General features: G+C 72.5%; 20 protein-coding genes. 6 read left to right on the top strand and 14 right to left on the bottom strand.

Going from position 1 to position 24,949, the window contains the following annotated elements; all coding sequences use genetic code 11:
* Window positions 1-7 precede the first annotated feature (7 nt).
* From P696_RS58425 to P696_RS0129640, 6 genes are all read right to left on the bottom strand, one after another.
* The gene (locus tag P696_RS58425; protein WP_026415160.1) at window positions 8-421 is read right to left on the bottom strand and encodes a CBS domain-containing protein; all 414 of its coding nucleotides are present in this window, start codon (window positions 419-421) and stop codon (window positions 8-10) included.
* 134 nt (window positions 422-555) lie between these two features.
* Window positions 556-1,089 (bottom strand): SSI family serine proteinase inhibitor, encoded by a 534-nt coding sequence (locus tag P696_RS53085; RefSeq protein WP_051468347.1) that lies wholly within the window; start codon window positions 1,087-1,089, stop codon window positions 556-558.
* Between the two features lie 248 nt (window positions 1,090-1,337).
* Window positions 1,338-1,940, bottom strand: a complete 603-nt coding sequence (locus P696_RS0129625; RefSeq protein WP_170026607.1) for a sigma-70 family RNA polymerase sigma factor — start codon at window positions 1,938-1,940, stop codon at window positions 1,338-1,340.
* A gap of 575 nt (window positions 1,941-2,515) precedes the next feature.
* Window positions 2,516-3,289, bottom strand: coding sequence for an ABC transporter permease (locus P696_RS0129630; protein ID WP_026415162.1), 774 nt, complete (start codon window positions 3,287-3,289; stop codon window positions 2,516-2,518).
* Window positions 3,286-4,245 carry a daunorubicin resistance protein DrrA family ABC transporter ATP-binding protein gene (locus P696_RS0129635; protein WP_026415163.1) on the bottom strand — a complete coding sequence of 320 codons (960 nt, stop codon included), beginning with the start codon at window positions 4,243-4,245 and terminating at the stop codon, window positions 3,286-3,288. Before P696_RS0129635 ends, P696_RS0129630 begins: the two co-directional genes overlap by 4 nt.
* A gap of 28 nt (window positions 4,246-4,273) precedes the next feature.
* Complete coding sequence (locus P696_RS0129640; protein ID WP_026415164.1) at window positions 4,274-4,936, bottom strand: DUF4097 family beta strand repeat-containing protein; 663 nt, start codon at window positions 4,934-4,936, stop codon at window positions 4,274-4,276.
* Window positions 4,937-5,345: 409 nt separating this feature from the next.
* Between P696_RS0129640 and P696_RS49010 the strand changes: the two genes are divergently transcribed.
* Together P696_RS49010 and P696_RS56330 are read left to right on the top strand one after the other, a co-directional pair.
* Entirely contained in the window at window positions 5,346-6,227 is an 882-nt protein-coding gene (locus P696_RS49010) for a hypothetical protein (protein ID WP_245627866.1), read from the top strand.
* A gap of 1,028 nt (window positions 6,228-7,255) precedes the next feature.
* On the top strand, window positions 7,256-8,623 hold the full coding sequence (locus tag P696_RS56330; protein ID WP_026415165.1) for a hypothetical protein: 1,368 nt from the start codon (window positions 7,256-7,258) through the stop codon (window positions 8,621-8,623).
* A gap of 71 nt (window positions 8,624-8,694) precedes the next feature.
* On the opposite strand, the gene P696_RS0129655 is transcribed toward P696_RS56330, so the two are convergent.
* The 6 genes from P696_RS0129655 to P696_RS0129685 form a co-directional block, all read right to left on the bottom strand.
* Window positions 8,695-9,606 (bottom strand): hypothetical protein, encoded by a 912-nt coding sequence (locus P696_RS0129655; protein WP_026415166.1) that lies wholly within the window; start codon window positions 9,604-9,606, stop codon window positions 8,695-8,697.
* A 165-nt stretch (window positions 9,607-9,771) separates the two neighbouring features.
* Window positions 9,772-11,637: a sporulation protein gene (locus P696_RS54980; protein ID WP_170026608.1), complete on the bottom strand. Its 1,866-nt coding sequence runs from the start codon at window positions 11,635-11,637 to the stop codon at window positions 9,772-9,774.
* Between the two features lie 101 nt (window positions 11,638-11,738).
* Window positions 11,739-13,097 carry a M16 family metallopeptidase gene (locus P696_RS0129670; RefSeq protein ID WP_026415168.1) on the bottom strand — a complete coding sequence of 453 codons (1,359 nt, stop codon included), beginning with the start codon at window positions 13,095-13,097 and terminating at the stop codon, window positions 11,739-11,741.
* Window positions 13,094-14,353, bottom strand: coding sequence for a M16 family metallopeptidase (locus tag P696_RS0129675; protein ID WP_034487639.1), 1,260 nt, complete (start codon window positions 14,351-14,353; stop codon window positions 13,094-13,096). Before P696_RS0129675 ends, P696_RS0129670 begins: the two co-directional genes overlap by 4 nt.
* 209 nt (window positions 14,354-14,562) lie before the next feature.
* Window positions 14,563-14,940, bottom strand: a complete 378-nt coding sequence (locus P696_RS0129680) for an STAS domain-containing protein (protein WP_026415170.1) — start codon at window positions 14,938-14,940, stop codon at window positions 14,563-14,565.
* A gap of 134 nt (window positions 14,941-15,074) precedes the next feature.
* Window positions 15,075-15,722 carry an ATP-binding protein gene (locus tag P696_RS0129685; protein ID WP_245627867.1) on the bottom strand — a complete coding sequence of 216 codons (648 nt, stop codon included), beginning with the start codon at window positions 15,720-15,722 and terminating at the stop codon, window positions 15,075-15,077.
* A 339-nt stretch (window positions 15,723-16,061) separates the two neighbouring features.
* Between P696_RS0129685 and P696_RS0129690 the strand changes: the two genes are divergently transcribed.
* A complete protein-coding gene (locus P696_RS0129690) occupies window positions 16,062-16,883 on the top strand; it encodes a helix-turn-helix domain-containing protein (RefSeq protein ID WP_084338391.1) in 822 nt (273 codons plus the stop codon).
* Window positions 16,880-17,185, top strand: coding sequence for a DUF397 domain-containing protein (locus P696_RS0129695; protein WP_084338374.1), 306 nt, complete (start codon window positions 16,880-16,882; stop codon window positions 17,183-17,185). Before P696_RS0129690 ends, P696_RS0129695 begins: the two co-directional genes overlap by 4 nt.
* Window positions 17,186-17,496: 311 nt before the next feature.
* Here P696_RS0129695 and P696_RS56335 read toward each other — a convergent pair whose 3' ends face one another.
* A complete protein-coding gene (locus P696_RS56335; RefSeq protein WP_051468348.1) occupies window positions 17,497-19,536 on the bottom strand; it encodes a serine/threonine protein kinase in 2,040 nt (679 codons plus the stop codon).
* Window positions 19,537-20,133: 597 nt separating this feature from the next.
* Between P696_RS56335 and P696_RS53100 the strand changes: the two genes are divergently transcribed.
* Together P696_RS53100 and mycP are read left to right on the top strand one after the other, a co-directional pair.
* On the top strand, window positions 20,134-21,264 hold the full coding sequence (locus P696_RS53100) for a hypothetical protein (RefSeq protein WP_026415174.1): 1,131 nt from the start codon (window positions 20,134-20,136) through the stop codon (window positions 21,262-21,264).
* A gap of 139 nt (window positions 21,265-21,403) precedes the next feature.
* Window positions 21,404-22,825: a type VII secretion-associated serine protease mycosin gene (gene mycP / locus P696_RS49030; protein WP_051468349.1), complete on the top strand. Its 1,422-nt coding sequence runs from the start codon at window positions 21,404-21,406 to the stop codon at window positions 22,823-22,825.
* A gap of 102 nt (window positions 22,826-22,927) precedes the next feature.
* On the opposite strand, the gene eccCb is transcribed toward mycP, so the two are convergent.
* The coding region (gene eccCb / locus P696_RS0129715) for a type VII secretion protein EccCb (protein WP_026415175.1) at window positions 22,928-24,949 on the bottom strand (2,022 nt) is incomplete at its 5' end.

Genomic DNA, 24,949 nt, shown 5'->3' on the forward strand with positions numbered 1-24,949 from the left:
AGACCGCCTAAACGTTGGGGGGCGCCCTCCAGATTTCTTCGAGCGCGGGAGCCGACAGCCCGTCCCGGCCCACCAGGTCGCCCAGCGAGACGATCCCGACCGGCCGTCGCGCCGCGTCCACGACCGGGAGCCGCCGGACGGCCCGCTCCCGCATCAGCCGGACGGCCGTGCTCGTGCGGTCGTCCGGCCGGACGGTCACCAGGTCCGCCGTGCAGACCTCCCCGAGCGAGGTGATCCGGGCGTCCAGGTCCTCGGCCAGCGCGCGCACGACGATGTCCCGGTCGGTCACCATGCCGCAGAGCCGTCCGCCCACCGTGACCAGCACGTCGCCTATGTCCTCGTCCCGCATCAGCCGGGCCGCCTCGTGCAGGGTGGCGTCGCGTGGAAGCGACCGCGGCCACACGGTCATCACGTCGCTCACCCGTGGTTCTTCAGGGGACATCGCCGGTCCCTCCGTTCGCGCATATGTCCCTCTACGCGCGCGCCTTACCCGCGGTCGGGCCGGGTATGCCGAACGGCCCGGAGAGGATCCCCGGGCCGTTCGGGAACGGCGGTTCAGAAGTCGAAGACGCGCCCGGTGCGCGAGCGCATGATGCAGTCGTTCCCGTACTGCTCCCGGAAGCGCACCGGCCTGCCCCGCCAGCGTCCCGCGGCCCGCGCGACCACCGGGTGGTAGATCATCGGGCAGACCTCGTTCCGCGTGGGCCTGTGGTCGAACATCCCGCCCGACGCGGCCAGATCCGCGCACGCCCCCGCGGCCTTCGGATGGTTCCCCCCGGCCGGATCGCACTTCAGGACCACGTACCGCGTCCCGGAAGTGTTCCCTGTCGGATAGGCCAGCGTCAGCCGCAGAACCGTCCTCCCGACGACCTCACGTGTCCGGGAGACCTCACGTGTCCCGGAGATCTCGTGTGTCCTGAAGGTCCCGTGTGCTTCGGAGGTCTCCCGCGTTCCGGAGGCCCCGCGCGTCCCACCGGCCCCGTGAGCCCCGCTGCCCCCGCGCCCGCCGGTGACCGCGCCTTCCGCGGGCGCCGCGGTCACACCGACGGTCAGCGCCCCCATGAGGACGCCGGCGACCAGGTGCTTCATATGCACTCCCCACGCTCGGAGAAGAATGGTCGCCCAATGTATCTGAATGACTACGGAACGTGGGTGATATCGCCGAGATCGGAAACGTGGGAAGGTCCCGCCATCACGGGGCTGATGGCGGGACCAAGATCAACGCCCGAAGCGGGCGGTAAAGCGCGAAACAGCGGAACCGGACGCGGCGCGAAGAAGGAGAGCGGACCCCTTTCGGACCGCCCCTGCGGGTATTTCGCCGGACGAGCGGACGCGACTCAGGCGGCCAGTTCGTGCGTGACGCGCGACGGGTGGTCGGCGAGGGCCTCGCGGAGCTGCTTGCGGCCGCGGTGCAGGCGGGACATCACGGTCCCGATGGGGGTGCCCATCATCGCCGCGATGTCCTTGTAGGCGTAGCCCTCGACGTCCGCGAGGTAGACGGCGTCCCGGAAGTCCTGCGGCAGGGAGCGCAGGGCGGTGACGACGCGCTGGTCCGGGATCCGGTCCAGGGCCTCGGACTCGGCGGACCGGAAGCCGGAGGAGTGCGCCTCGGCCTGCGCGATCTGCCACTCCTCCAGCTCCTCGGAGCCGGCGCGCTGCGGCTCGCGCTGCTTCTTGCGGTAGGTGTTGATGAAGTTGTTGGTGAGGATGCGGTGCAGCCAGGCCTTGAGGTTCGTGCCCTCCTGGAACTGGTGGAAGTTCACGTACGCCTTGGCGAGCGTCTCCTGCACGAGGTCCTCGGCGTCGGCGCTGTTGCGGGTCATCCGGACGGCGCTGGCGTAGAGCGGGTCGACGAAGGGCAGGACGTCGCGCTCGTAACGGTCGACGTCGTGGCGGAGGGTCTCGTCCTGTGGACGGACGGCCATGGTCACTGCGGTCATCGTCGCTCCCCGAGGGTCGTGGGCCGGGTGGGCCCAGGTGGCGGACGCGCGGTCGGCGCGTCTGGTTCGGGCGGACGGACCGCCCCTCGTGCTCTCTGGTACGTGCCACCGGCCCGATCGGTTCGGCGCGGACGTGCGTCGCGGTGCGCGTTCGAGCCGGGGGCTCGTGTGCGCACGCGGCTTCTCCCGGAAGGGTGAGCGTTCGCGTCGTGCGGGGTCTCGGCCTCGCATGGAGGGTGGGCCGAGGGAGGGAGTGGGCCGGATCGGCTGCGCCAGGGCGACCCCGGTTCGCGGGACGTCGCGGGCCTTGCCTGATCGAGCCGTCCACTCGATTTCGGTGGCGTTCTCACTGAGTAAGACGCTTGGGACGGTCCAAAAGGTTGCGTGGCGTCGGTCACAATAAGCGGCCAACCGTCCCGATCCACGCCAGATGGACGGTATAGAGCCGAAACGGCCCGCGCAACCCATTTTTCGGACCTTCGCATTCTCGGAGTGGCCATTCGGTGACTCTCTGTGGAAATGGCTCAGGGCCGCCAGACCCTGTGGTCTGACGGCCCTGTTCGGCCACCTCACGCTCACGCCTTGTCGAAGGTCTTCTTGGCCCAGAGGTAGGAGACGGCGGTGAGGCCGGCGCACCAGGCGATGGCGATGGAGGCGCTGTGGCCGATCGGGGTCCCGAGGAGCAGGCCGCGGACGGTCTCCATGATCGGGGTGAAGGGCTGGTACTCGGCGAACCAGCGCAGGACGGTCGGCATCGAGTCGGTGGGGACGAAGCCGCTGCCGAGGAAGGGCAGGAAGACCAGGGGCATCGGGGCGTTGCTGGCGGCCTCGGGCGTCGGGGACTTCAGGCCGAGGGCGACCGACAGCCAGGTGATGGCCACCGCGAACAGGGTGAGCATCCCGACCGCGCCCAGCCATTCGACGGGTCCGGCGTCCGGCCGGAAGCCGATCGCCAGGGCGATGCCGACGAGCGCGGCCATGCCGAGCAGCTGCTGGACGACGCTGGCGACGACGTGGCCGGTCAGGACCGAGGCCCGGGAGATCCGCATGGTGCGGAAGCGGGCGATGATGCCCTCGGTCATGTCGGTGGCGACCATGACGGCGGTGCCGGTCGCGGCCGTGGCGGCCGTCATGAGCAGGATGCCGGGGACGACGTAGTTGATGTAGGCCTCGCGTCCGCCGCCGAGCCCCTTGCCGAGGGTGCCGCCGAAGACGTACACGAACAGCAGCAGGATGATGACGGGCGTGACGACCAGCTGCACGGTCATCGACGGGTAGCGGACCAGGCGCTTGAGCTGCCGGCGGGTCATGGTGGACGAGTCGCGCAGCGCGAGGGCGAGGGTGCTCATCGGGGGGTCTCCTGCTTCTGGCCGGTGAGGGTGAGGAAGACGTCGTCGAGGTCGGGGGTGTGGACGCCGAGGTGGGCCGGTTCGACGCCCGCCGTGTCCAGGCGGGCGAGCAGGTCGCGCAGGGACGCGACGCCGCCGTCGGAGGGGACCTGGAGGGTGAGCCGGTCCTCGTCGGACGGGTCCACGAAGCCCTGGCCGAGCGCGCCGAGGGCGTCCTTGAGCGCGTCGTCGGTCGTGAACCGCAGCGACACGTGGCCGCCGGGGATGAGCCGCTTGAGCTCCTCGGCCGTCCCCTCGGCGATCAGCCGTCCGTGGTCGAGGAGGGCGATCCGGTCGGCGAGCTCGTCGGCCTCCTCCAGGTACTGCGTGGTCAGGAAGATCGTGACGCCGTCCCGGACGAGTTCGCGGACGATCTGCCACATCGAGCGGCGGCTGCGCGGGTCGAGGCCGGTGGTCGGCTCGTCCAGGAAGATCAGGCGCGGGTCGCCGACCAGGGTCATCGCCAGGTCGAGCCGGCGCTGCATGCCGCCGGAGTAGGTCCCGGCCGTCTTGCGCGCCGCGTCGACCAGGTCGAAGCGCTCGAGCAGCTCGGCCGCCTTCCGCCTGCCGTCCTTGCGGGACAGGTGCTTGAGGTCGGCCATGAGGAGGAGGTTCTCCTCGCCGGTGAGCAGCTTGTCGACGGCCGAGTACTGGCCGGTGACGCCGATCGCGCCCCGCACGTCGTCCGGCCTGCGGGCCAGGTCGTGCCCGGCGACCCGGACGGTGCCGCCGTCGGCCGGGATCAGGGTGGACAGGATCTGGACGGTGGTGGTCTTGCCCGCGCCGTTCGGGCCGAGCAGGGAGAAGATCGTTCCTTCGGGGACGGTCAGGTCGATCCCGTCGAGCACGACCTTCTCGCCGTTCTTGTCGCGGTAGGACTTGCGCAGTCCGGTCGCCGCGATGGCCGGGTTCGTCATGATGCTGTTCCTCCGGGGGGCGTGCTGGTCAGAGGCTGCGGGCGACGATGTCGCCGTAGGACGTGGTGGCGTGGATGTCGAGCTCGGTTCCGCCGTCGTTCCTGAGGTCGTTGGTGATGCGGCCGTGGCCGGTCCCGGCGTCCAGGGCGGCCGAGACCCCGGCGGCGGCGCCGACGGAGATCCCGCCGGCCTGGGTGGTGAGGCTGACCGTGCCGCGGACGGCCTCGGCGATGGTGATGTCGCCCTTGCTGGTGGTGACCTCGGCCGGGCCGTTCAGGCGGCCGACCGTGATGTCGCCCGCCTCGGTGGTGAGCCGGAGGGACGCGGCCTCGTCGAGCTTGACCGGGCCGTGCGCGCTCTCGTAGGTGACGTCGCCGAGGCGTCCGACGCCCCGGAACTCGGCGCTGGCGGTCTTCGCCTCGACCCGGGACCCGGCGGGCAGCTGGACGGTCACCTCGATGGCGCCGGAGGAGCCGAAGTACTGGTTCCCGACGGTGGTCTCGATCCGCAGGACGCCGTCGGCGTAGGCGACCGTGGTCTGCTCGGCCGCCTTCTGGTCGCGGCCCTTGGAGGCGTCGGCGGGGCGGATCTCGACGGCGGTGTCTTCGCGGTCGGCGGCGATCAGCTGGACGCGTCCGGCGGGGATGTCCAGGACGGCGGCGATCGGGGCGGGGGTGTCGAACTTCTGCATCGTTCTCTCCTTGCGGCTCGCTTGCGGTTCTTCGTTTCGAACAACGCAAACGCTACGTTGCATTTCCAGATCCCGCAACAATCTCGTTGCGCTGAAAACCTGGTTCTGCAGGTCAGGGCATCGAAATCATTGCAACAGTCTGAAAGACAACGCAACGGACGCGGCCATGAGCGTTGCAACGAAATGACAGTGAACGCTAAGCCGGAGCCGCCAGGGGAAGGCGAGGGGGCACTGCCCGGTGTCGTCTCCAGGGAACGGGGTGGGGGCGGTGGCGAGGGTGGGGGAGCTCGGTAGGAAATTGTCGCTTTTGCGATAGATCGATTTCCGGTGCCCCTCTCGTCGGATCTGTAGTGTCGATCGGGTGGACGCCGGGCTCCGTCGGAGCCGGGGTCGTCGGGGAGTGGGCGCCGTGGGAGAGAGACTGACGCTGCCGGTTCCGGAGAACCTGCACGCGACCTATGCCGTGGCGCTCGCGGCGCCACCCGCCGACCCGCGTGAACTGGCCCGCGAGCAGGTCGCGCGCCTGATCCGGCCGCCGCTGCGCGATCTGGTCCTCGGGATGCTGGCCAGCCCGCTGCTCACCCTCGACCTGCGTCCGGCCGCCGAGTTCCCCCCGCTTCCGATGGACCTGCTCGCCGCGTACGGGGCGTCCCGGGCCGAGCTCGGGGCGCTGTCCGCCGCGTCCCACCTGCTGGCCGTCCGGGCCGCCTACCGTCCGGGATGGCCGCCCGCGCACGAATGGGCGGCGCGGGCCGTCGCCGGGGCGGTCGGGACGGCGCTGAGCATGCCCGTCGTGGACGGCTTCACGCCGCAGGTCCTCGGCCGGGACCGGCTGGAACGGTCCCTCCCCGGCCCGGACGGGACGGTCCGGCTCACCGACTGGATCCTGCTCCCGCACACGGGCGGACCGCACGGCTTCTGGTTCACGACCAACGGGCTGGCCCGTTTCGGCCTGCCCGAACTGCTGACCGAGAACGTCCCGCCGACGCTGGTCGAACCGTGGGGACGGCTGCTGAACGGCCTGTCCCGCCGCCTCCTCGACCTCTGGGTCGAGCGCCTCCACGCGGACGAGCTCCCCGTCTTCGTCGACCTCCCCGAGGTCGTCTCCGTCGGCCTCCAGGACGTCGCCGCAGCTCAGGGGATCGAAGAGCCGATGCTTCGGGAGGTGTCGGTCCGGCTGCGCCTGGACGAGCCGCAGGGCGACGCCCCCGCCGTCCTGACCGTCCTCGCCGCCGAGGACGGCCCCGACCGCCTCGAACACCTCTGCGCCGCGCTTTTCGGTCCGTCTTGAACCTTCGCTGTCGCGGGTGTGCGGCGGTGACCGTCCGAGGAGAAGATGATCAGCTCAGAGCTTGCCGACGATCTTGTTCTCTGCACAGGATCGTGGACGTGAGATTCGGCCCACGCGACCACCCCGGCCCGCCCGACGAGCCCGGCGATCACGAGCCCGTCCGTCCGCCGCGCGCCGTCCCGCCCCCGGCCGCCCCGAACCCGTCCGCGCCCCGGCTCCCGCGCCGCCGTCGGCCGTCCCCACCGGACCGGCCGGTTCCGCACCCCGGCGACGTCCGAGTGGCGGGCGGCCCACCCGGCCAACCCCGCGCCCTCGACCCGTCCGTGGCCCCTCACCTCCCTTCATCACCCCCCACAACACCTCCAGCCCCACCCACTAACCCACCGCCCACGCCCGCCAGCTCGCCATTTCCGCCCGCGCCTGCGGGATCGCCGCCAGCGCCCGGAGGCGCGCCACTTCCGTCCTCGCCCTTGAACCCGCCGCCCGCGCCCGCGAGCTCGCCTCCTCCTGCGGCTGCGGGTTCGCCGCCCCCGGCCTCGCCCATGAACGCGCGGCCTTCGGCGCCCTCGCTGCCGCCTGCGGCTCCTGGTCCGCCTCAGGCGGCGACGCCGTTCGGGCCACCCCCACCGCCTCGGCCGGTTCCCCTGCCGCCTGCGGGTCCCGCTCCGTTCGGCCCGTCCGTCGGGTCGTCTGCGCGGCAGCCCTCCGACTGGACGCCTGTCGCCCCCGAGCGCGGCCAGGACCCGCCCTCGCCCGCATCCGGCGACCTCAAAAGCCCCGCGGAGGCCCAGGCACCCCCGCGCGGACCCGATTCCTCGGCGTCCAACGCGGACGATCCGTGGACGACTGTGCGCGGCGCGGCCGGTCCCACGGCGTCGCCCACCCGCGTCGACCCGCTGCCGACAGACGTCCCCGCCCCGCAGACCCCGTCGCCGGACGCTCCTGACCCTTGGAGAAGCGCGCCCAGGCCCAGCGCACCGGAACGCGCGCAGGCGGTCCCCGAACCCGGCCCGCCCGCTGATCCCGCCGTGGACGACGACGAGCTCTGGATGACCGTGCGCAAGCCCGAGGCCACCGGACCATCCGTCACCCGCCGCGACCCGGCATCGTCCGAGGCCGACGAGGTCCCGACGGCCCCGGAGCCCGCGCCCGCGCCCGCCGTGCCGCCGTCCGAGGTGAGCCCGCCGTCCTTCGGCACGGACACCGCCGCGGAGACCCCCGCCGCATCCGAGCCGGTCACCCCGTCCGAGGACGCGTGGACACCGGCTCCCACAGCCGGACGTCACCGCTCCCCAGAGCCCGCCACCGAACGCCCGTCCGGACATCCCGGCAACCACAGAAGCCCCATGGAAACCAACGGCCTCCCAGACGACCACCCCGCCCTCGAACCCGAGCCGACCGAGGACGACAACCGTCCCCCTGAGCCGCGACGCGACTTCGCCGAGCAGCCGAACCGTCCGTCTCGAACGAGACCGGACGTCACCGCGCGCGACCGCGTGCCCGCCGCGCCCTCACCCTGGCGCGCGCAGCGTCCGAGGCCCGCGGCACCGGCCGAAGACATGTCCCGCCTGGACGCGCGTGCCCGCAGAACCCTCGTGGACGAATTCGTCGGAGCCTTCGTCGGCGGCCCCACGTGGCAGGCGCTGCTGGTCGTGCTCGAAGGGGCGTTCCCGGGGCTCGGCGTCGCGGCCACCCTCGCGACCAGCACGGACGAGATCTGGCGCGAGATCGCCGCACTGGACGAGCGCGGAGCGGTCGCGCGGATCGGCATACCGCTGTGGCTCGGTCCCTCGGGCTTGGAGGTGGACCTCAGCGCGCACTGGCACTCCACGCCCGGCAACGGGGGTCGTCCTCGTCCGCGCGCGTCACGGCCGTACCGGCAGGCGCTGGTCGTCGACACCATCGATCCGCTTCGCTACCACCGGCCGGTCAGCGGCCCCAGCTCACCGCACGACCGTCCCTTCGATCCCGACGCCTTCGACCTCGAAACGGACCCGCCCGAAGGCGTCCCGCCCTTCGACACCGCCAGGTTCGCCCCGGCCTTCGACCAACCGGGGGAGAACGACCACGGGCGGGCCCACGGCGACGACGAGGACGACACGGGAGTCGTGATCGTCGCGGACCTCACCGCGGCCGGCGTCCGCGTCCTGGACGCGGTGACCGTGTGGCGCTTCGCGTCCCGCATCATCGCGGACACCCTGCGCGACCCGCGCCGTCCCGAGACCTGGGCGCGAACCCGCCGCACACTGCGTTCCCTGAGGCGCGTCGTCGTGGTCGACCCTCGCCTCGGCCTGGGCCTGTGCCTCGGCCTGGACGACCGGCACACACCCCGCTGCCTCCTGGTCTTCCGCATCGAACGCACGGAGGTGGCGACGCCCCGCTTCGTCCGCCCCTGAGTCCGAGGCCGAGACCAAGAACGCGCCGGGCGGGCGACAGGTCACCCATCCGGCGCGTCATCTCACAACCGTCACTCCTCGGCGCGAAGCCAGCTCAGGTCGCACTGCTGGGAGTCGGGGAGCGCGCGGACGCGGGCGACGAGTTCCCGGGGGTCGACCTCGTTTTCGGCGAACGACGCCGCCCCGGTGTCCTCCGAGAGCAGGCCGCACAGCAGGTCATCCTGCGCCCGGACGGCGATGAACAGGCCGAACCGGACGAGCGCGTCGCCACGCAGGTGCGCCAACTCGGTGAGCAGCGCAGCCAGCCCCGACGGATCCTGCGGGTCGTACAGTCCGCGCGCGTACGCGAACATCTCCTCCGCCAGCGCCTCGGAACGCCGTCCGGACAGGTAGTAGGACGTCCCCATGAACCCGCCGCCGCCCACTCCGGCGGTTCGCTGGTCGCGGATCCGCACCCGCAGCCCGAACTCGGTGGCGGAGCGTTCGAACGCCTCGATCAGCAGCGCCTCCGCCTCGCCCTCCTCGCTCAGGACGACCCCGGAGACCACGCCCTTCTCGGACGCGAGCCGGTCGAGCATCTCCTGATGCAGTTCCCGGACGTCCTGCTCGACGACGTCCAGGGACCGGGCGAGCGCGCGCTGCGCCTCGCGGTCGAGGTCCAGCTCGGCGACCTGCCCGGACAGCATGCCGAGTTCCTTCTCGACCCGGTCGACCCGATCGGTGAGCGCGTCCAGGTGGCCGACCAGCTCGGGCGACGGGGCCTCGACTCCGAGGGGCTGCGGTGGCTCCTCGGGCGGGGGAGCCTGAACGGACCGGTCCAGGTCGGCGCGCATCGCGTCCTGCCGCCGGGTGAGGTCGGCCACCCGGTCACGCAGTTCGCGCAGCTCGGCCTGCGCGCGGGGGAGTCGCTTGTCGGACGCCAGATACAGTTCGCGCCCGGCGATCGCCAGGCATAGCAGCACCAGGATCACTGTGGTGGTCATACGGCTCCCTCGGGGGCAGGCACCGCACTCAACCTAACCACCCGGGACCGAACTAACCCCAGCCGCGACCCAACTCGCCCGAATCGCACGCCTGTCTCCCGGTCTTCACCCCGTCCCCACCCTTCAACGGACACTCCAAACCCCAATTCCGGACAGCCGGGGTGGCTAGCCGAAGAGGTCGAGCATGTCGGCGAAGAAGTCGGCGCCCTCCACGATGCCTTCCGCCATGCCGTCGACCACCGCGTGCGCCGCCACGTGGGCGGCGGCTCCGGCGACGATGCCGCCCGCGATGACCACGCCTGCGGCGGCCACTTCCGCACCCGGGTGGTAGTACGGCGCATGGTGGTGATGGTGCCCGTGGGCGTACATCGGCGGACCGTGCACGGCCGGTGGATAGGGCGCCATCGGCGGCGGAGGCATGCCGGGGCCGGGCGGCATCGGCGCGGCCCCCGGCGGGAACGGCGCGGCGCCTGGAGGCGGCGGGAACGGTGCCCCAGGAGGACGCCCCGGCGGCATCCCCGGAGGGACGGCACCGCCGGGCGGCCCCGGAGGCGGTGGGTACGCGTGCATGCCGGGACCAGACGCAGGCGCCCCAGGGAAGGGCGGCCCCCCAGGCGCACCATGCGGCACCCCCTGAGGCCCTGGCCCATGACCGGGCATGGGCCCGTTCGGACCCGGCATGGGACCAGGCGGGACGGCCGCTCCTCCAGGCCCCATGGGACCAGGCGACGGCGGGCCCGGAGGCGGCGCACCGGGAACGCCATGGGCCGCCGGGGGCATGCCCGGTGCCGCATGGGCCGCGCCCGGCCCCGGAGGCATGGGAGGAGCGCCGAAGTGCGCCGCGCCAGGAGGCACCCCCGGCCCGGGAGGCATTCCCGCGCCTGGCGGCATGGGAGGCCCACCCGGACCGACCGGATGGGGAGGCATGCCAGGAGCTCCCCCCGCGCCCGGACCAAAAGCAGGCGCAGGCGCGCCAGGACCGAAAGCGGGACCGGGAGCCCCTGAGCCCGGAACCGCTGGCCCAGGCCCGGGCCCCATCGGCCCAGGCATCGGAGCACCCGGCGGAGGCACGGGAGCACCGGGCCCAGGCGCTGGGCCGAAGCCGCCAGGCCCCGGGGCGGCGGGCCCGAGAGGGCCGCCCGGCCCGGGACCACCAGGCGGCATCCCAGGGAGGCCCGGAGGGACGGGGTGTGAGCCGCCGGAGGCGGGGCCGAACCCGGGCGGCAGGGCCGGAGGGCCCGCGACGGGCGAGGCCGCGTGGGCTCCCGGCGGGCCGGGGCTGTGGTCGAGGCTCGGAGGCAGGACGACGGCGGACTCGAGCCACTCGGTGAGGCGGGACGTCCAGTCGCTCTCGCCGGACTCGGGGTGGTCGACGACGAAGACGCCGTAGGAGTCGTCGTCGTAGGGGGCCGAGCGGTCGTGGGCGCGGAGCTTGAAGCCCATCGTGGTCGGGCTGGCGATGAAGGTGAGGCCGACGCCGCCGAGCCGGCCGCGGTACTGCGGCGGCGGGGCGAGCTGGATCTCCTGGTGGAACGGGAGCTGCTGGGACAGGCCCTCCACCCTGGACGTGTGGAAGGCGACCGTGGAGATGGTGAAGCCCATGCGCGCGGCGGCCTGGAGCACCCACTGCTGGGAGCGCAGCGGCTCGACCGAGATGGGGTCGACGTCGCCCGGGTCGTGCCCGCCGCGGACGTCCACCTCGGTGCACAGGCCGAGGGTGAAGCCGGGCAGCTCGTGGCCGAGAACGGTGGTGAACGGCAGCTCGTACGGGAGCGGGATGGAGAACGGCAGCGCCCGCTCCTCGCCGGGGCCGAGCATGAAGGAGCGGGTGAGCGCGCCCCGGTAGGCCTCGGGACCGGCGATGTCGCGGCCGTGCGGGTCGCGCATGCGCGGCATGAGCGCGATCGTGACGTGCCGGATGTCGGTGGGGGCGGCCCCGCCGCGCAGGTGGACGTTGCCCGCCACGACGCCGCCGGGCGCGCAGCGCGGCTCGGCGAGGACGGTGTCCACCGACGGTCCCGCGTATCCCACTGGACGATCCCCTCTCGTCTTCGGACGACCCGTCATCCGACAAGCGGCACACTACGCCCAGCGGATCCCGGCGGCCGAACGGCCGCCGGGACTGTGGATAACTACTTCGCCGTCACGCTCACGGTCGCGTACCCGAGCTTCTCCAGGGGCTCCCGGATCTGCGACGCGTCGCCGACCGCGATGACCGTCAGTCGCTCGGTGTCGACGTGGGTCGTGTACGCGCGTGCGATCGACTCCGGCGTCGCGGCGCGCACGGCGGCGAGGTAACGGGACGGGTAGTCCGTGCCGAGGCCGCTCGCGGACGCGTCGGCGAGTTCGGCGGCCACCGCGCGGGAGGTCTCGTACTCCCCGGGCGCGCGGTCGGCGAGGGCGCTGATCGCGGCGGTCGCCTCGTCCGCCTCGACGCCGCGCTCGCCGATGGAGCGCAGCTGGGTCAGGGCGTCCGCGACGGCGTCGCCGGTCACTTCGGTGTGGACCGAGCCCTGCGTCACGAAGACGCCGCAGTACGGCATCCGCAGGATGCCCGTGCGCACGCCGTACGTGTAGCCCTTCTCCTCGCGCAGGACGGCGTTCAGCCGCGACGTCAGGCCGCCGCCGAGGACGTGGGCCGCGACCGACAGCAGAGGCCAGTCGGAGTTCGTGCGGTCCGGGACGCTGTGGCTGATGTTCAGGTACGTCTGCACAGAGCCGGGACGGTCCACGATGACGATGCGCGGCGCGTTCACGGGCGCGATGGTGTCGGCCGCCGGAAGCGCCGGGCCGGACGAGGCCCAGCCGGAAAGCGCGTCCGCGAGGGTCGCCTCCACGTCCGTGCCCGCGATGTCACCGGCGACGACCGCAGTGGCCTCGGCCGGGACGACGGAGCCGAAGTACGCGCGCACCGCGTCGCCCGTCAGCCCCTCCACGGACGCGCGCGAGCCCCCGGTCGGACGCGACGCGCGCGCCTCTGCCGGGAACAGGACCGCGCGCAGTTCGCGTGCCGCGCGGGAGCCCGGGTCGGCGTCCTCCTGCGCGATCTCCTCCAGGCGCTCGTTCACCAGGCGCCGGACGTCCGAGTCGGCCAGCGCGGGCCCGCGCAGGACCTCGCCCAGCAGCTCCAGCGCCTGGGCGAGACGCGTCACGGGAGCGTCCAGGGCGATGCGCAGCGCGGTCAGGTCGGCCGACGCGTACAGGGACGCGCCGAGACGCTCGAACGCGTTCGTCAGGGCCGTGCCGCCACCGGCCTCGGTGCCCTCCAGGAACGCGCGCGCGGTGAGCGTGGCGACGCCGTCCTGGTCGGAGCCTTCGCGTCCCGCGCCCGCGTCCAGGACGAGCCGGACGGCTGCCAGGCGACGGCCCGGCAGTTCGCAGCGCAGCGTTCCAGGACCGGACGGCACCCGCCCGGACGTCGACGCGGGGAATTCCCACGCCGGGAACGGGCCGGGGACGGGCCGCTCGGCGAGCCTCACCGTCTCGGTCACTTGGACGCACCTCCATAGGTGAGCGCGGTGCGGGCGCCCGGCGCCAGCCAGCGGCCCGCCATCTGCTTGATCTGGTCGCCCGTGACGGCCGCGGCGCGCGCGGGCGCGGTGAACACCCGGGACGCGTCGCCGAACTGGGTCGCGTTCTGCGAGAGCGCGTTGGCGAGGCCGGTGACGGTCTCGGTGCGCTCGAGGAAGCCGCGCTCGGCCTGCGCGGTCGCGCGCGCGGCCTCCTCCTCGGTCGGGCCCTCGGCCGCGAACCGGGTCAGCTCCTCGTCCAGCACGGCGGAGATCTTCTCCACGTCCGGGCCGACGGCCTCGACGAGCGCGAGAGACGGGCCGCCCGCGAGCCGGGTGACGCCCGCCCACACCTCGGTGGCGATCTGGTCACGGCGGACCATCCGGTCGTACAGCCGCGATCCGGACCCGCCGCCGAGCACCTCGGCGGCCATCTCGGCCGCCTCGATCTCGTTGCCGCCGTCGGTCGGCAGCGTGAACATCGCGAAGTACGCGGGCGACGGGACGTCCTCGTCGACGGCCTCGCCCGTGACGCCGCTGAGCGGCCCGAGATCGCCCGGACGCGCCTCGGGGGCTGCCGGACCCGCCGGGATGCCCCCGAAGTACCTCTCGACGGCGCTCAGCGTCTCCTCGGGGTCGACGTCGCCGACGATCGACAGCACCGCGTTGTGCGGCGCGTACCAGGTGCCGAAGAAGTCCGTGCAGTCCTTGAGCGTGGTGGCGTCCAGGTCCTCCATGGACCCGATCGGCGTGTGCGCGTAGGGGTGGCCCGACGGGAACGTCAGGCGGCACAGGCGCTCGAAGGCCGTCCCGTAGGGCTGGTTGTCGTAGCGCTGGCGGCGTTCGTTCTTCACCACGTCCCGCTGGTTGTCCAGGTTCGCCTGGGTGAGCGCCGCAGGGAGCGTCCCCATGCGGTCGGCCTCCAGCCACAGCGCGAGCTCGAGGTGGCTCACCGGGACGGTCTCGTAGTAGTTGGTGCGCTCGAAGGACGTGCTGGCGTTGAAGGACGCCCCGGCGGCCTCCAGCAGCGCGGCGTGCTCGCCCTCGGCGACGTTCCCCGAGCCCTGGAACATCAGGTGCTCGAAGAGGTGGGCGAGGCCCGTGCGGCCGGCGTGCTCGTGCCGCGAGCCCACGCCGTACCAGATGTTGACGGCGGCCAGCGGTACTACATGGTCCTCGCAGACCACCACCCGCAGGCCATTGCCGAGCGTGTGCTCGTGCAGCGGCTGTTCGGCCACGAAGTGCTCCCGTCCGGTCGGTGGATCGCTTCCGGGGGAAACGTCGTAGCCCGCCCGGCAGCGGGCTTGATCCCCGGATTCACCGTACCGGCTGGGACTTCCCCTCATGCGCGTGAAGCGCGCCCCGTCACGCGCGCATGCGCGCCCACGTCATCGCACACCCGCGCGCACATGTCCGCGCGCGAGAAGATGTCGCCGCCAACACGTCGTCAGGTAGAGGACGGGGTCCCGCGGGACGAGCCGGAGGCCTGGTGCGCGGCGAGCGCGTCCCCGAACGTCTTGTGCAGGACGAAGATCTTGGTGAGCTGGGTGACGTGGAAGACCCGGCGGACCCGCTCGTTGACGCCCATGAAGCACATGGAGCCGTCTCGTGCGCGCAGGCGGTGGTAGATGCCGACGAGCACGCCGAGCCCGGTGGAGTCCAGGAAGGTCACCTCCCCGAGGTCGACCACGAGGTGCAGCCCGCCGTTGTCGATGATGTCGAGCAGGCTCTCGCGGAGGCGCGGGCTGGTGAACACGTCGATCTCGCCGCTGATCTTGACCACGGTGAGGTCTTGCACGACCCGATGTTCGACCGCGAATTCCACGACCACTCCCTGTCAGCGCTTTGATGGGTGATGGCTATACCCGGGGAACCGCCGGTTATCCCGCCGGCCGTTCCCCGGCGCCGGGACGGGCCGTGGCGGACGACCCCCAGGTGAGGTACCCGGGACGGGCCCGGTCAGGTCGTCTTGAAGAGCGCCCAGACGACCTTGCCGAACGGCAGGGACGACCAGCCCCAGCGCGAGCTGAACGACTCCACGAGGTGGAGACCGCGTCCCGTTTCGGCGATGTAGTCGGGCTCCTTGCGGCGCGGACCGTCGGAACTGGCGTCGAAGATGCCGCACAGTAGCCAGTCCGCGCGGTGCAGGAGCCGGAGCCGGATGGCGGTGGGGGCCGAGCACAGCGGGTCCGCGGCGTCGCCGAACTCGTGCACGTCGCCGCGGTGCCCGTCCGGGCTCGTCCACCAGGAGCTGGTCCCGCCGCTGTGCCGCAGCGCGTTGGTCACCAGTTCGGAGACGACCAGCCCGACGTCGTCGCCGAGCGGGGCCAGGCCCCACTCGGTGAGGCGGGTGAGCGTGAAGTGGCGCGCCGCGGTGACCGACTCGGGGTCGGGCAGGACCGTGAAGGTCACCGCCGTCACGCTCGGCAGGACCAGGTCGCTCAGCGCGTGGTCCAGGTTCGGTGGGAGGTCTGCGGCCTCCGGGACGCTCGCCGCGGACGCGCCCGAGGGCGCGGCAGGCGGCATGGCGGAGGGCGCCGAGGACGCTGCGTGCGCGGCGGACTCGACCCTCCAGCACGTGTCGTCGTGCGCGTGGCGTGACGTCATTCCCGGGACCCCGCAGAGTGATCTCGTTGTGCAGCCATGGCTCGGAAGTCTCGTGCGTTATCCTGCGCATCGTAGCGTGCGAATGCAAGGGGCAAATGCATCGCCAGATGCACGTGCATCTGACGCCTGCACGCTCCAGAGCACAACGAAGCAGGTCGGAACAGGAGGTGTCCGGACGACGGATTCCAAGGTCAACAGTCGAAAGGGGATCGTGCTCCCCGCACCCCCCGGCGGATCCCGCCGGGCGGTGGCACACTAGGTTCGCTGTCCGCCAGAACGGCCGGGAGGTTGGGCGTGGCTCCAGAGACGCCGGGTACCGGATCGACGGTCCGCCGCATCCTGCTCGGCTCACAGCTCCGTCGCCTGCGTGAGGCGAAGGGCGTGAGCCGCCAGGACGCGGGTTATGTCATCCGCGCGTCCGAGTCCAAGATCAGCCGACTGGAGCTGGGGCGGGTCAGCTTCAAGGAACGCGACGTTGAAGACCTGCTCACCCTGTACGGCGTGGACGACCAGCGGGAGCGGCACGCGTTGCTGCAGCTCGCGCGGGACGCGAACACGCCCGGCTGGTGGCACCGCTATACCGACGTCCTGCCGAACTGGTTCCAGACCTATGTCGGGCTGGAGGAGTCGGCGGCGCTCATCCGCACCTACGAGCTGCAGTTCGTTCCGGGGCTGCTGCAGTCGGAGGGCTACGCGCGGGCCATCATCCAGCAGGGCAACGCGGGCGCACCCGAAAGCGAGATCGAACAACGCGTGAGCCTGCGCCTGCAGCGCCAGGAACGGCTCACCGCTCCGGACGCGCCCCGCCTGTGGGCCGTCCTGGACGAGAGCGCGCTGAAGCGGCCGATCGGCGGTCCTGAGGTGATGCGCGGCCAGCTCGAGCACCTCATCGAGGTGTCCAAGCTGCCGAACGTCACCATCCAGGTCATGCCGTTCAAGTTCGGCGCGCACGCCGCCGAGGGCGGCGCGTTCACCATCCTCCGGTTCCCCGAACAGGACCTTCCGGACGTGGTGTACGTGGAGAGCCTCACCGGCGCGATGTACCTCGACAAGCGCGACGACGTCGACACGTATCTCCAGGCCATGGAGCGGCTGTCCGTCGACAGTGCGACCCCGGAGCACACCGTCGAGCTTCTCGGTGATTTCCTCAGAGAGACATGATGCTCCCGACCGACGAGCCCCCGCTCCCGACCGGTGACGGTCGGCCCCACGCCGTCCCCTATCCGTACAACGGGATGCCGGCGACCAGCCTGCGCGGTGCGCGCTGGCTCAAGTCGCGCCGCAGCAACTCCCAAGGAAACTGCGTCGAGATCGCGGAACTCCCCGGCGACCGTGTCGCCATGCGAAACTCGCGCCACCCGGAGGGCCCCGCCCTCATCTACACCCGTCCGGAGATCGAGGCGCTGATCCTCGGCGCCAAGGACGGCGACTTCGATCACCTCATCACACCGTCCGACAACTGAGCCCGCGCCGGGCCCGCATCGGGGCCTGAGGGCGACCGTGGCGCATCCGTGGAAACACGGGTGCGCCCTTTAGGCGTGCGCGCGCACCTGTGGGAGGCACCCGGCCGGACGCGGGCCGCGGCGTCGCCGTGAGCACACGGCTCCGCCGCAGCGCCGTTAGACACGGCTTCGCGGCGGTGCCGAATGGACACGGCTTCGCGGCGGTGCCAGGCGGACACAGCGCCGCCGTAGCGCGGGTGGAAGCGGCTTCGCCGCGGGGCCGGATGGACGTGGCTCCGCGGCGGTGACGGTGACGGTGGCGGTGGGAGGGGTCAGCCGCAGTTGCCGTAGGGGGCGGTCGCTCCGTTCCCGCCGAACCGGACGCACGTCTTGGGCGCCTTCACGTAGACCGGGCCCGCGTACCACTGGAACGCGCCGGAGTCGGCGATCTGCCCGCTTCCCTGGGCCTGGATCCACACCGAGACGGGCGTCTTGGCGCCGACGCCGGTCGTCTTCATGGTGACGGCGCAGTTGTAGCCCGAGCTGCCGTAGAGCATGTAGGCCGTCCCGCCCGAAGCGGGGGCGGAGCGCTGCACGTTGTAGCCGCCGCCATGCCCACCGGAGTTGCAGACCTGCTGCGGGGTGTACCGGTTCGCCGGTTCCTTCGTGGGGGAGCTGCCCGGCTTCTTGCCGTCGCCGGGCTTCGGCGAGTCGTCCTTGGTGGGGGTGCCGGAGGACGGTGAGCTGCTGGGCTTCTTGCTCGGCGACTTGGACTTCTTGCCGCCCACCTTGCCCGCGGCCTCGCCTGAGGGGTTGTTGCCGCTCGCTCCGTCACCCTGGGCGATGGGCTTGTCGCCCTTCCCCTTGTCGTCGGACCCCATCAGTGCCCATGCCGACACGCCCCCGATCACGACGAGCACGGCTGCGGCGGCGACCAGCGGGATGAGCAGCTTCCGCTGCTTGCCGTTGTTGGACGAGCCGGGGCCGCCGCCGTTCCATGCCACTGGCGGGGGACCGGGGTTCGTCTGGCCGTCCGTGCTGGACGGGCCAACCGGTCCGCCAGGGACGCCGGGGCCCGCAGCGTTCGGCCAGGGACCACCGGGGTGGGTGCCGCCGCCGGTGTTGGACATCGCGTTGGGCGCACCGGGCCCCGGTTGTCCGTTCCATGCGGCGGCGTTGGGCGGGGTGCCGGGGTTGGACGCGTCCGCCCAAGTGGAACCGCCTGTGTTGCCCGGGAGGCCGGGGTTCGAGGCGTCACCCCATGCGGCACCGCCCGCATTGGGGGAGCCGCCAGTGTTGCCCCACGGATTCGGCCCCGAATTGCCCTGCGCGAGTGGCGTGCCCGGGTTGGACGCGTTCATGGGGTCCGCCCCAGGCAGACCTGGCGCAGCGGGGAAGTTCGATGCGGACTGGAAGGGCGAGAGGCCGTTGGCGCCGCTGTTTTCCACAGGTTGGCCGGAAGGTGCGCCGGGCTGGCCGGACGCGACAGTCTGGTCTGCGGGGACGGACCATGAGGGGGCGGGCGGTGTGGAGACGGGGTTGGTTCCGGCGGCGGCTCCGACGAGGCGTTCCTGCGCCTCGCGGGCGCTGGGGCGGCGCGCGGGGTCCTTGTCCAGGCACGCGAGCACGATCGAGCGGAGGGGGTCGGGAAGGTCGCCGAGGTCGGGGTCGCCGGTCAGGATCCGGTGCATGACACCGGCCATCTCGTCGTTGCCGAAGGCGGGACGGCCGGTGGCGGCGAAGGCCATCGTCGTGCCCCAGGCGAACATGTCGGCGGCGGGGCCGACCGCGCCGCCGGTGAAGTGCTCCGGCGCCATGTACGCCGGGGTGCCGACGTTCTGCGTCTCGCCCGCCGCGCCGAGGGCGCGCGCGACGCCGAAGTCGATCACGCGCGGGCCGTCCGGGCCCATCATGACGTTGTGCGGCTTGAAGTCGCGGTGCACGATCCCGGCCTGGTGGATCGCCTGCAGCGCGGTCAGCGTGTTGACCGCCAGCCGCTCCAGGGCGCCCCCGGTGCGCGGCCCGTCCTCCAGGACGAGCCGCTGCAGCGACATTCCGGGCACGTACTCGCTGACGATGTACGGGCGGTCGCCCGCGACCTCCGCGTCGATCACCTGCGCGGTGCAGAAGCGGGCGACGCGCTTGGCGACCTCGAGCTCCCGGACGAACCGGTTGCGCGCCGTCGCGTCCCCGGTGAGCCCGGTGTGCAGCAGCTTGATCGCGACGAGCTCGGTGTGGTCGCGCTTGCTCCGGCCCAGGAAGACCGAACCCTGGCCGCCCTCGCCGAGCCGGCCCAGCACGTCGTAGGCGCCGAGCTCGCCCGGGTCGCCTGGCCGTAGCGGGTGGGCGTCGGGCATCGTCCTGTCCGTCACTCGGCTCTCCCCCGTCGCAGACGTTCCCTGCGGTCGTTCCAGCGGTGTGGTCAGAAAATCCTAGTTTGTCCCACATAGAGGCGTGGCCCTCACGCGAAATCTCGCGTGAGGGCCACGGTCGGACCTGCGGTTTCTCAGACGTTCTCAGGTGCCCTGCGGCGCGCGGGCCGGTGTCCGGCACGCCCGGCCGAGGCGCCTGGCGGCGCCTCCGGGGCGTGCGGTCGTTCCAGCCTCGCCGCCACGGCGAGTGCCCGAAGTGAGCGGGTCCGCACGGTCTTGTTCTCGTCGTTGCGAGCCTTGGGAATGCTGCTCTGCACGGTGATCTCCTTCAGATCGAAGAGGGGTCACCCGCCGTGCGGGATCTTGTACGCGATAGTTGCAACCGCAAGATCCTTCCCGGTATTCCTGCCGAGCGGCCGCTTCGTCAAAAAACTTTCGCACTGCTAACCAGCTAGCCTGATCATGCCTGTTCAGGGCGTTCGCCACCGGTTGTGGTCTTTTGGCCGGATCCGGCTGAACGCTGCGCCCTGACCGGATCGGCCTGAACGCGATCGCCCGTCCGGCCGTCCAACCCGGGAGACCGGACGAAGGAGGGCCGTGGAGCCGAACCCGGAACCGTTGCAGCTCGCCGACCCCCGGCTGATCGGCGGCTTCACCCTGCTCGGCCGCCTCGGCTCCCACGGGGCGGGCACGATCTTCCTCGGCGAGGACCACCGAAGGACCAAGGTCGTCGTCGGCGTCCTGTACCCGACCGCCGCAGCGGACCCGGGCGTCCGCGCACGCCTGGCGTCCGCCGTCGGCGGGCTCTCCGAGGACCGTGAGGTCGCGGGCTCCTCCACGACCGTCCCGCCGATCTGGGTGGCGCTCCCGTCCGGCGGTGGCGCGGTGCAGGACGTCCTGGGGCTGCTGGACACGGTCGCGCTGTCCGCCGAGGAACCGACCCCCGCGAACGTGCCCGGCTTCGCCCCGCACTGGTCGACCGAGCCGCACGACCCGCTGCCGGTCCACGCCCCGCCGCCCAGCGGCCCGCGCGGCATCCCCGTGCTCATCCCGGTCGCGGCCTTCGCGGCCCTCATCTGCATCGTGATCGCCGCGGTGGTCGTCCTGCTCGTCGGCGACGATTCCGGCAGGACGACGACGGCCCCCTCACCCGCCCCTTCCCTCCCGGCTCCGGGGAGCGGAAGCGTCAGCCCGTCCCCGCCGGACACGCCGAAACTTCCCAGCGACGACAGGGCCCACGTGGTGGGGCCGACGTTCGGCGGCGGCGACAAGCTCCACCTCATGAAGCTGAACGGCCTCCCGTTCGACTTCAACGTCCCGGACGAGTGGGGCTGCATGCGCAGCGACAAGGCCCCGTTCTCCAACCGCTGGATCTGCCTCCACGAGGGCAAGGGCTTCCCGCCGACCGGCGGCACCAGCGCGGGCGGCCTCGTCGCCCTCCAGCCCTGCCCGTCCGGCTGCGGACCCGCCCAGCGCGAGACCGCCCGCAACGCCATGGTCATCAGCGCCAAGGACTGGCGTCCCACCGACCCCACCACGCAGTACGCCGAGGAGACCGGCGCCAACAGCAAGAACGAGCGCGTCGTCCGCGTGGCCATGAGCCACGTCTTCGCCTCCCGCCAGGGCGGCCCGGTCGACACCGCCGTCGCCGTCCAGCTCACCGGCCCCCCGGACGAGAAGGACGACATGCAGAAGATCATCAACGAGATCCGCCACCACACCCCCTGAACCGTCGGCCCCCGCCCGCCGGGCGCCGTCCTCCTCTTGACCGGGGAAGGCCACACCGTCTGACCACCGGAAGATGGCCACGGGGTGGGAGATCGACTACTTTCGTCCGCCGGGTCTCACTTCGTGGGAGGAACGCGCTATGCGTGCACCGGGCTTCGTCGCGGCGGGCGGCTGCCTGGCCCTCGCCACCGTTCTCGCCTCACCTGCCTGGGCGGCCCCGGCGGGGCGCGACGCGCCTCAGGTCGCGCCCACGAAACACAGCCCGAGGCCCAAGCCGTCCGGCGGTTCCAAGCCGCCGTCAGCCAAGCCCTCCCCGACCGGGCGGCCCACGGGGAAGCCGCCCCAGGCGGAGTCTCCGACCGCCGACTGCAATCCCCAACGCGGCTACCGCGGTTCGATTCCGGCCTCGTGGGCGCAGGAGCGCCTGGCGTTCGAGCGGGTGTGGCCGCTGACGCGCGGCGGCGGGGTGACGGTCGCGGTGGTCGACAGCGGAGCGGACGTCCACCACCCCATGCTGGACGGACGGGTCGCGTCGCCCGACTTCGTCGACCTCACCGGGACGGGACGCCGGGACTGCGACGGTCACGGCACCGGCGTCGCCGCCCTCATCGCGGGACGCGACATGGCGGGACACCGCGTCCCGCTGAGCGGGGTGGCGCCGGACGCCCACCTCGTGATCGTCAAGCAGCAGAACGCCGACCAGGACGACCAGGGCGGCGACCGCCTGCCGAGGTCGATCCGCGCCGCCGTCGACGCCGGGGCCCGGGTCGTCAACGTCTCGGTCCGCGTCGCGGACACCCCCGAACTCCGGCAAGCCGTTCAGTACGCCCTCGCACACGACGCCGTTGTCGTCGCCGCCGCCGGGAACACCAAGAAGAAGAACGGCGACGACGGACCCGCCTACCCGGCGAGCTATCCGGGTGTGCTCTCGGTCGCGGCCCTCGGCCGGGACGGCTCGCGCGACGAGAACTCCAACCTCGGCTCGCGCGTCGACGTCGCCGCCCCCGGAAAGGACGTGTACACGGCGTGGACCGGTGACGGCTACAACCTCCAGGCGGGCGGCACCAGCTTCTCGGCGGCCTTCGTCTCCGGCGTCGTGACGCTCGTCCGCGCCCGGCACCCCGCGCTCACCCCTCAGCAGGTGATCCACCGCGTCGTCGCGACCGCGGACGGCAACGTCGGGACCGCCACGGGACGAGGCATGGTCGATCCGCTCCAGGCCGTCACGGCCGTGCTCCCGGAGGAGACCTCGGGCGGGCCCGCGGCGAAGCCGCCCGTACCGGCGCGGTTCGCGCCCCCGGCCGAGTCCGACGGACATGTCCGGACGATCGCCGTCGCGGTGACCGGCGGGACGCTGGGAGCCGCGGCCCTCGCCGCGCTCGCGGGTGTCGTCGTCCCGATGGGCCGCCGCCGGGGCTGGCGCCCCGGATGGGTCGGCCTCCCGCTCCGCCCAGAGCAGGAAGAACCCCAGGACGTCGGCCCCGATGGCGGCGTGATCGGCTCCAGGGACCGAGACGGGGCCCTGGGCGGAGGCGAGTGCTCCGGGCGACGCGTCCCCTGAGCCGACCCCGCTCCACCTCGTGCGGTCCACCGCGCTTGGGCCGCCCACCGACGGCGGGTGGCCCACCGCCCGGGCGGCTTACCGGGCTCGGGACGGCCGTGGTCAGAGGAGCGCCGTCTGGATCAGCCGCGCCCCGCGCCGGCGATCGGTGAGCGTTCCCCGCCCGACCGGGAGCGGGACGGGACGGACCTCGCCGAACAGCGGTCCCTCCTCCTTGCTGCCGGACATGATCAGCGCGGGCGTCGTCATGTCCTTGAGCTGCTGGATCACCGGGTCGTACAGGGCTCGCCCGACCCCTCCCACGGCTCGGGACAGGACGAGGTGGAGGCCGATGTCGCGGGCCTGCGGGAGCAACTCCACGAGCGGGAGGAGCGGATTGCTCGCCGTGGCGACCAGCTCGTAGTCCTCGACGAAGAGGAAGACGTCGCTGCCGCTCCACCACGAGCGCGCCCGCAGCCGCTCGGCGGTCAGGTCGGCGGGCGGCAGCCGGTCGTTGAGCACCTCCACGAGGTCCAGCACCAGCTCGGTGGCCGCCGACGAGGACGCCGCGTACCCGACGCGCTGGTCGGTGTCGACGGTGTCGAGCAGGGTCCGGCGGTAGTCGACGAAGATCAGCTTCGCCTCGTCCGGGGCGTGCCGCTCCGCGAGGCCGCCGGCGATCCGCCGCAGCAGGTTCGTCTTACCGCTCTCGGCATCGCCGACCACGACGAAGTGCGGGTCGGACTGGAAGTTCAGCTCGACCGGGGCGAGCGCGTTCTCGTCGATGCCGATCGGCACCCGCCAGGGCTCGCGTGGCGCGGAGTCCAGTTCGGCGACCGGCAGGGTGTCCGGGAGCAGCCGGACGGCGGGCGCGACCGGCCCCCGCCACGCCTCGCGCACCGCGCTCACCATCGCCGTGACGCCCTCCGCGAGGTCGTCGGCGGAGCCGTGGCCGTCCAGGCGCGGAAGCGCGGCGAGGAAGTGGAGGCCGTCGCGGGTCAGCCCGCGTCCCGGACGTCCGGCCGGGACGTTCTCGGCGAGCCGGCGGTCGATCTCCGACTCGTAGGGGTCGCCGAGCCGCAGCTCCAGCCGGGTGCCGAACACGTCCCGGATCGCCATCCGGAACTCCGACCACTTGCCCGCCGTCGCGACGACGTGGACGCCGTAGCCGAGGCCGCGCGCCGCGAGGTCGGTGACGACCTCCTCGAGCCGCTCGTACTCCTGGCGGAGCGTCATCCAGTTGTCGACGACCAGGAACACGTCGCCGAAGCCGTCCCCCTCGATCCGGCCGGACGCCCGCATGCGCCGGTAGGCGGCGATCGAGTCGATGCCGCGTTCGGTGAACATCCGCTCGCGATGCTCCAGAAGGGTCGACACCTCGGCCACCGTCCGGCGGACCCGGTCGGCGTCCAGGCGGGACGCGACCCCGCCGACGTGCGGCAGTCCGGACAGGCCGCTGAGCGTGCCGCCGCCGAAGTCGAGGCAGTAGAACTGGACGTCCTGCGGGGTGTGCAGCAGCGCGAGCGAGGTGACCAGCGAGCGCAGCATCGTGGACTTGCCGGTCTGCGGCGCCCCGACCATCGCGACGTGCCCGGACGCCGCCGACAGGTCGACCCAGAACGGGTCGCGGCGCTGGTCGAAGGGACGGTCGATGATCCCGACCACGGCGGCGAGCCGTCCGCGCCCGTCCCAGTCCGCCGTCGTCAGCCCCAGGTCCGGCGTCGGCGACAGCGGGGGGAGAAGTTCGTCGACGGTCGGCGGAACGTCGAGCGGCGGCAGCCAGATCTCGTGCGCGGGTGGTCCGTTCCCCGCGATCTGCTCGACGACCACGTCGAACAGGCTCTGCTCGCCGGTCTGCTGAAGCGGCTTGGCCTCCTCGGGCTCCGGGGTCCTCGGCAGCGGAAGGTAGACGGGGCCGTAGGGGAGGATCTGGCGTGGACGCGCCGGGCCGCCCTCGGCGATGCTCCGCTGCTCGTCATCGATCGCCCCGGAGACATAGGCCGCCTTGAACCGCGTCATGGTGGCCACGTCCAGCTTCAGGTAGCCGTTGCCGGGTGCCTGGGGGAGTTCGTAGGCGTCGGGGACGCCGAGGACGACGCGGGATTCCATGGCGGAGAAGGTGCGGAGGCCGATGCGGTAGGACAG

The sequence above is a fragment of the Actinomadura oligospora ATCC 43269 genome (genome assembly GCF_000518265.1).
GTDB classification, from domain to species: domain Bacteria; phylum Actinomycetota; class Actinomycetes; order Streptosporangiales; family Streptosporangiaceae; genus Spirillospora; species Spirillospora oligospora.

Excerpts from the sequence above, each read along its gene's own strand:
- mycP (WP_051468349.1), top strand. The coding sequence starts at position 21,404 with ATGCGTGCACCGGGCTTCGTCGCGGCGGGCGGCTGCCTGGCCCTCGCC.
- P696_RS0129655 (WP_026415166.1), bottom strand. The coding sequence starts at position 9,606 with ATGACCACCACAGTGATCCTGGTGCTGCTATGCCTGGCGATCGCCGGG.
- P696_RS0129625 (WP_170026607.1), bottom strand. The coding sequence starts at position 1,940 with ATGACCGCAGTGACCATGGCCGTCCGTCCACAGGACGAGACCCTCCGC.
- P696_RS0129640 (WP_026415164.1), bottom strand. The coding sequence starts at position 4,936 with ATGCAGAAGTTCGACACCCCCGCCCCGATCGCCGCCGTCCTGGACATC.
- P696_RS0129635 (WP_026415163.1), bottom strand. The coding sequence starts at position 4,245 with ATGACGAACCCGGCCATCGCGGCGACCGGACTGCGCAAGTCCTACCGC.
- P696_RS0129695 (WP_084338374.1), top strand. The coding sequence starts at position 16,880 with ATGATGCTCCCGACCGACGAGCCCCCGCTCCCGACCGGTGACGGTCGG.
- P696_RS0129630 (WP_026415162.1), bottom strand. The coding sequence starts at position 3,289 with ATGAGCACCCTCGCCCTCGCGCTGCGCGACTCGTCCACCATGACCCGC.
- P696_RS53085 (WP_051468347.1), bottom strand. The coding sequence starts at position 1,089 with ATGAAGCACCTGGTCGCCGGCGTCCTCATGGGGGCGCTGACCGTCGGT.
- P696_RS0129685 (WP_245627867.1), bottom strand. The coding sequence starts at position 15,722 with ATGACGTCACGCCACGCGCACGACGACACGTGCTGGAGGGTCGAGTCC.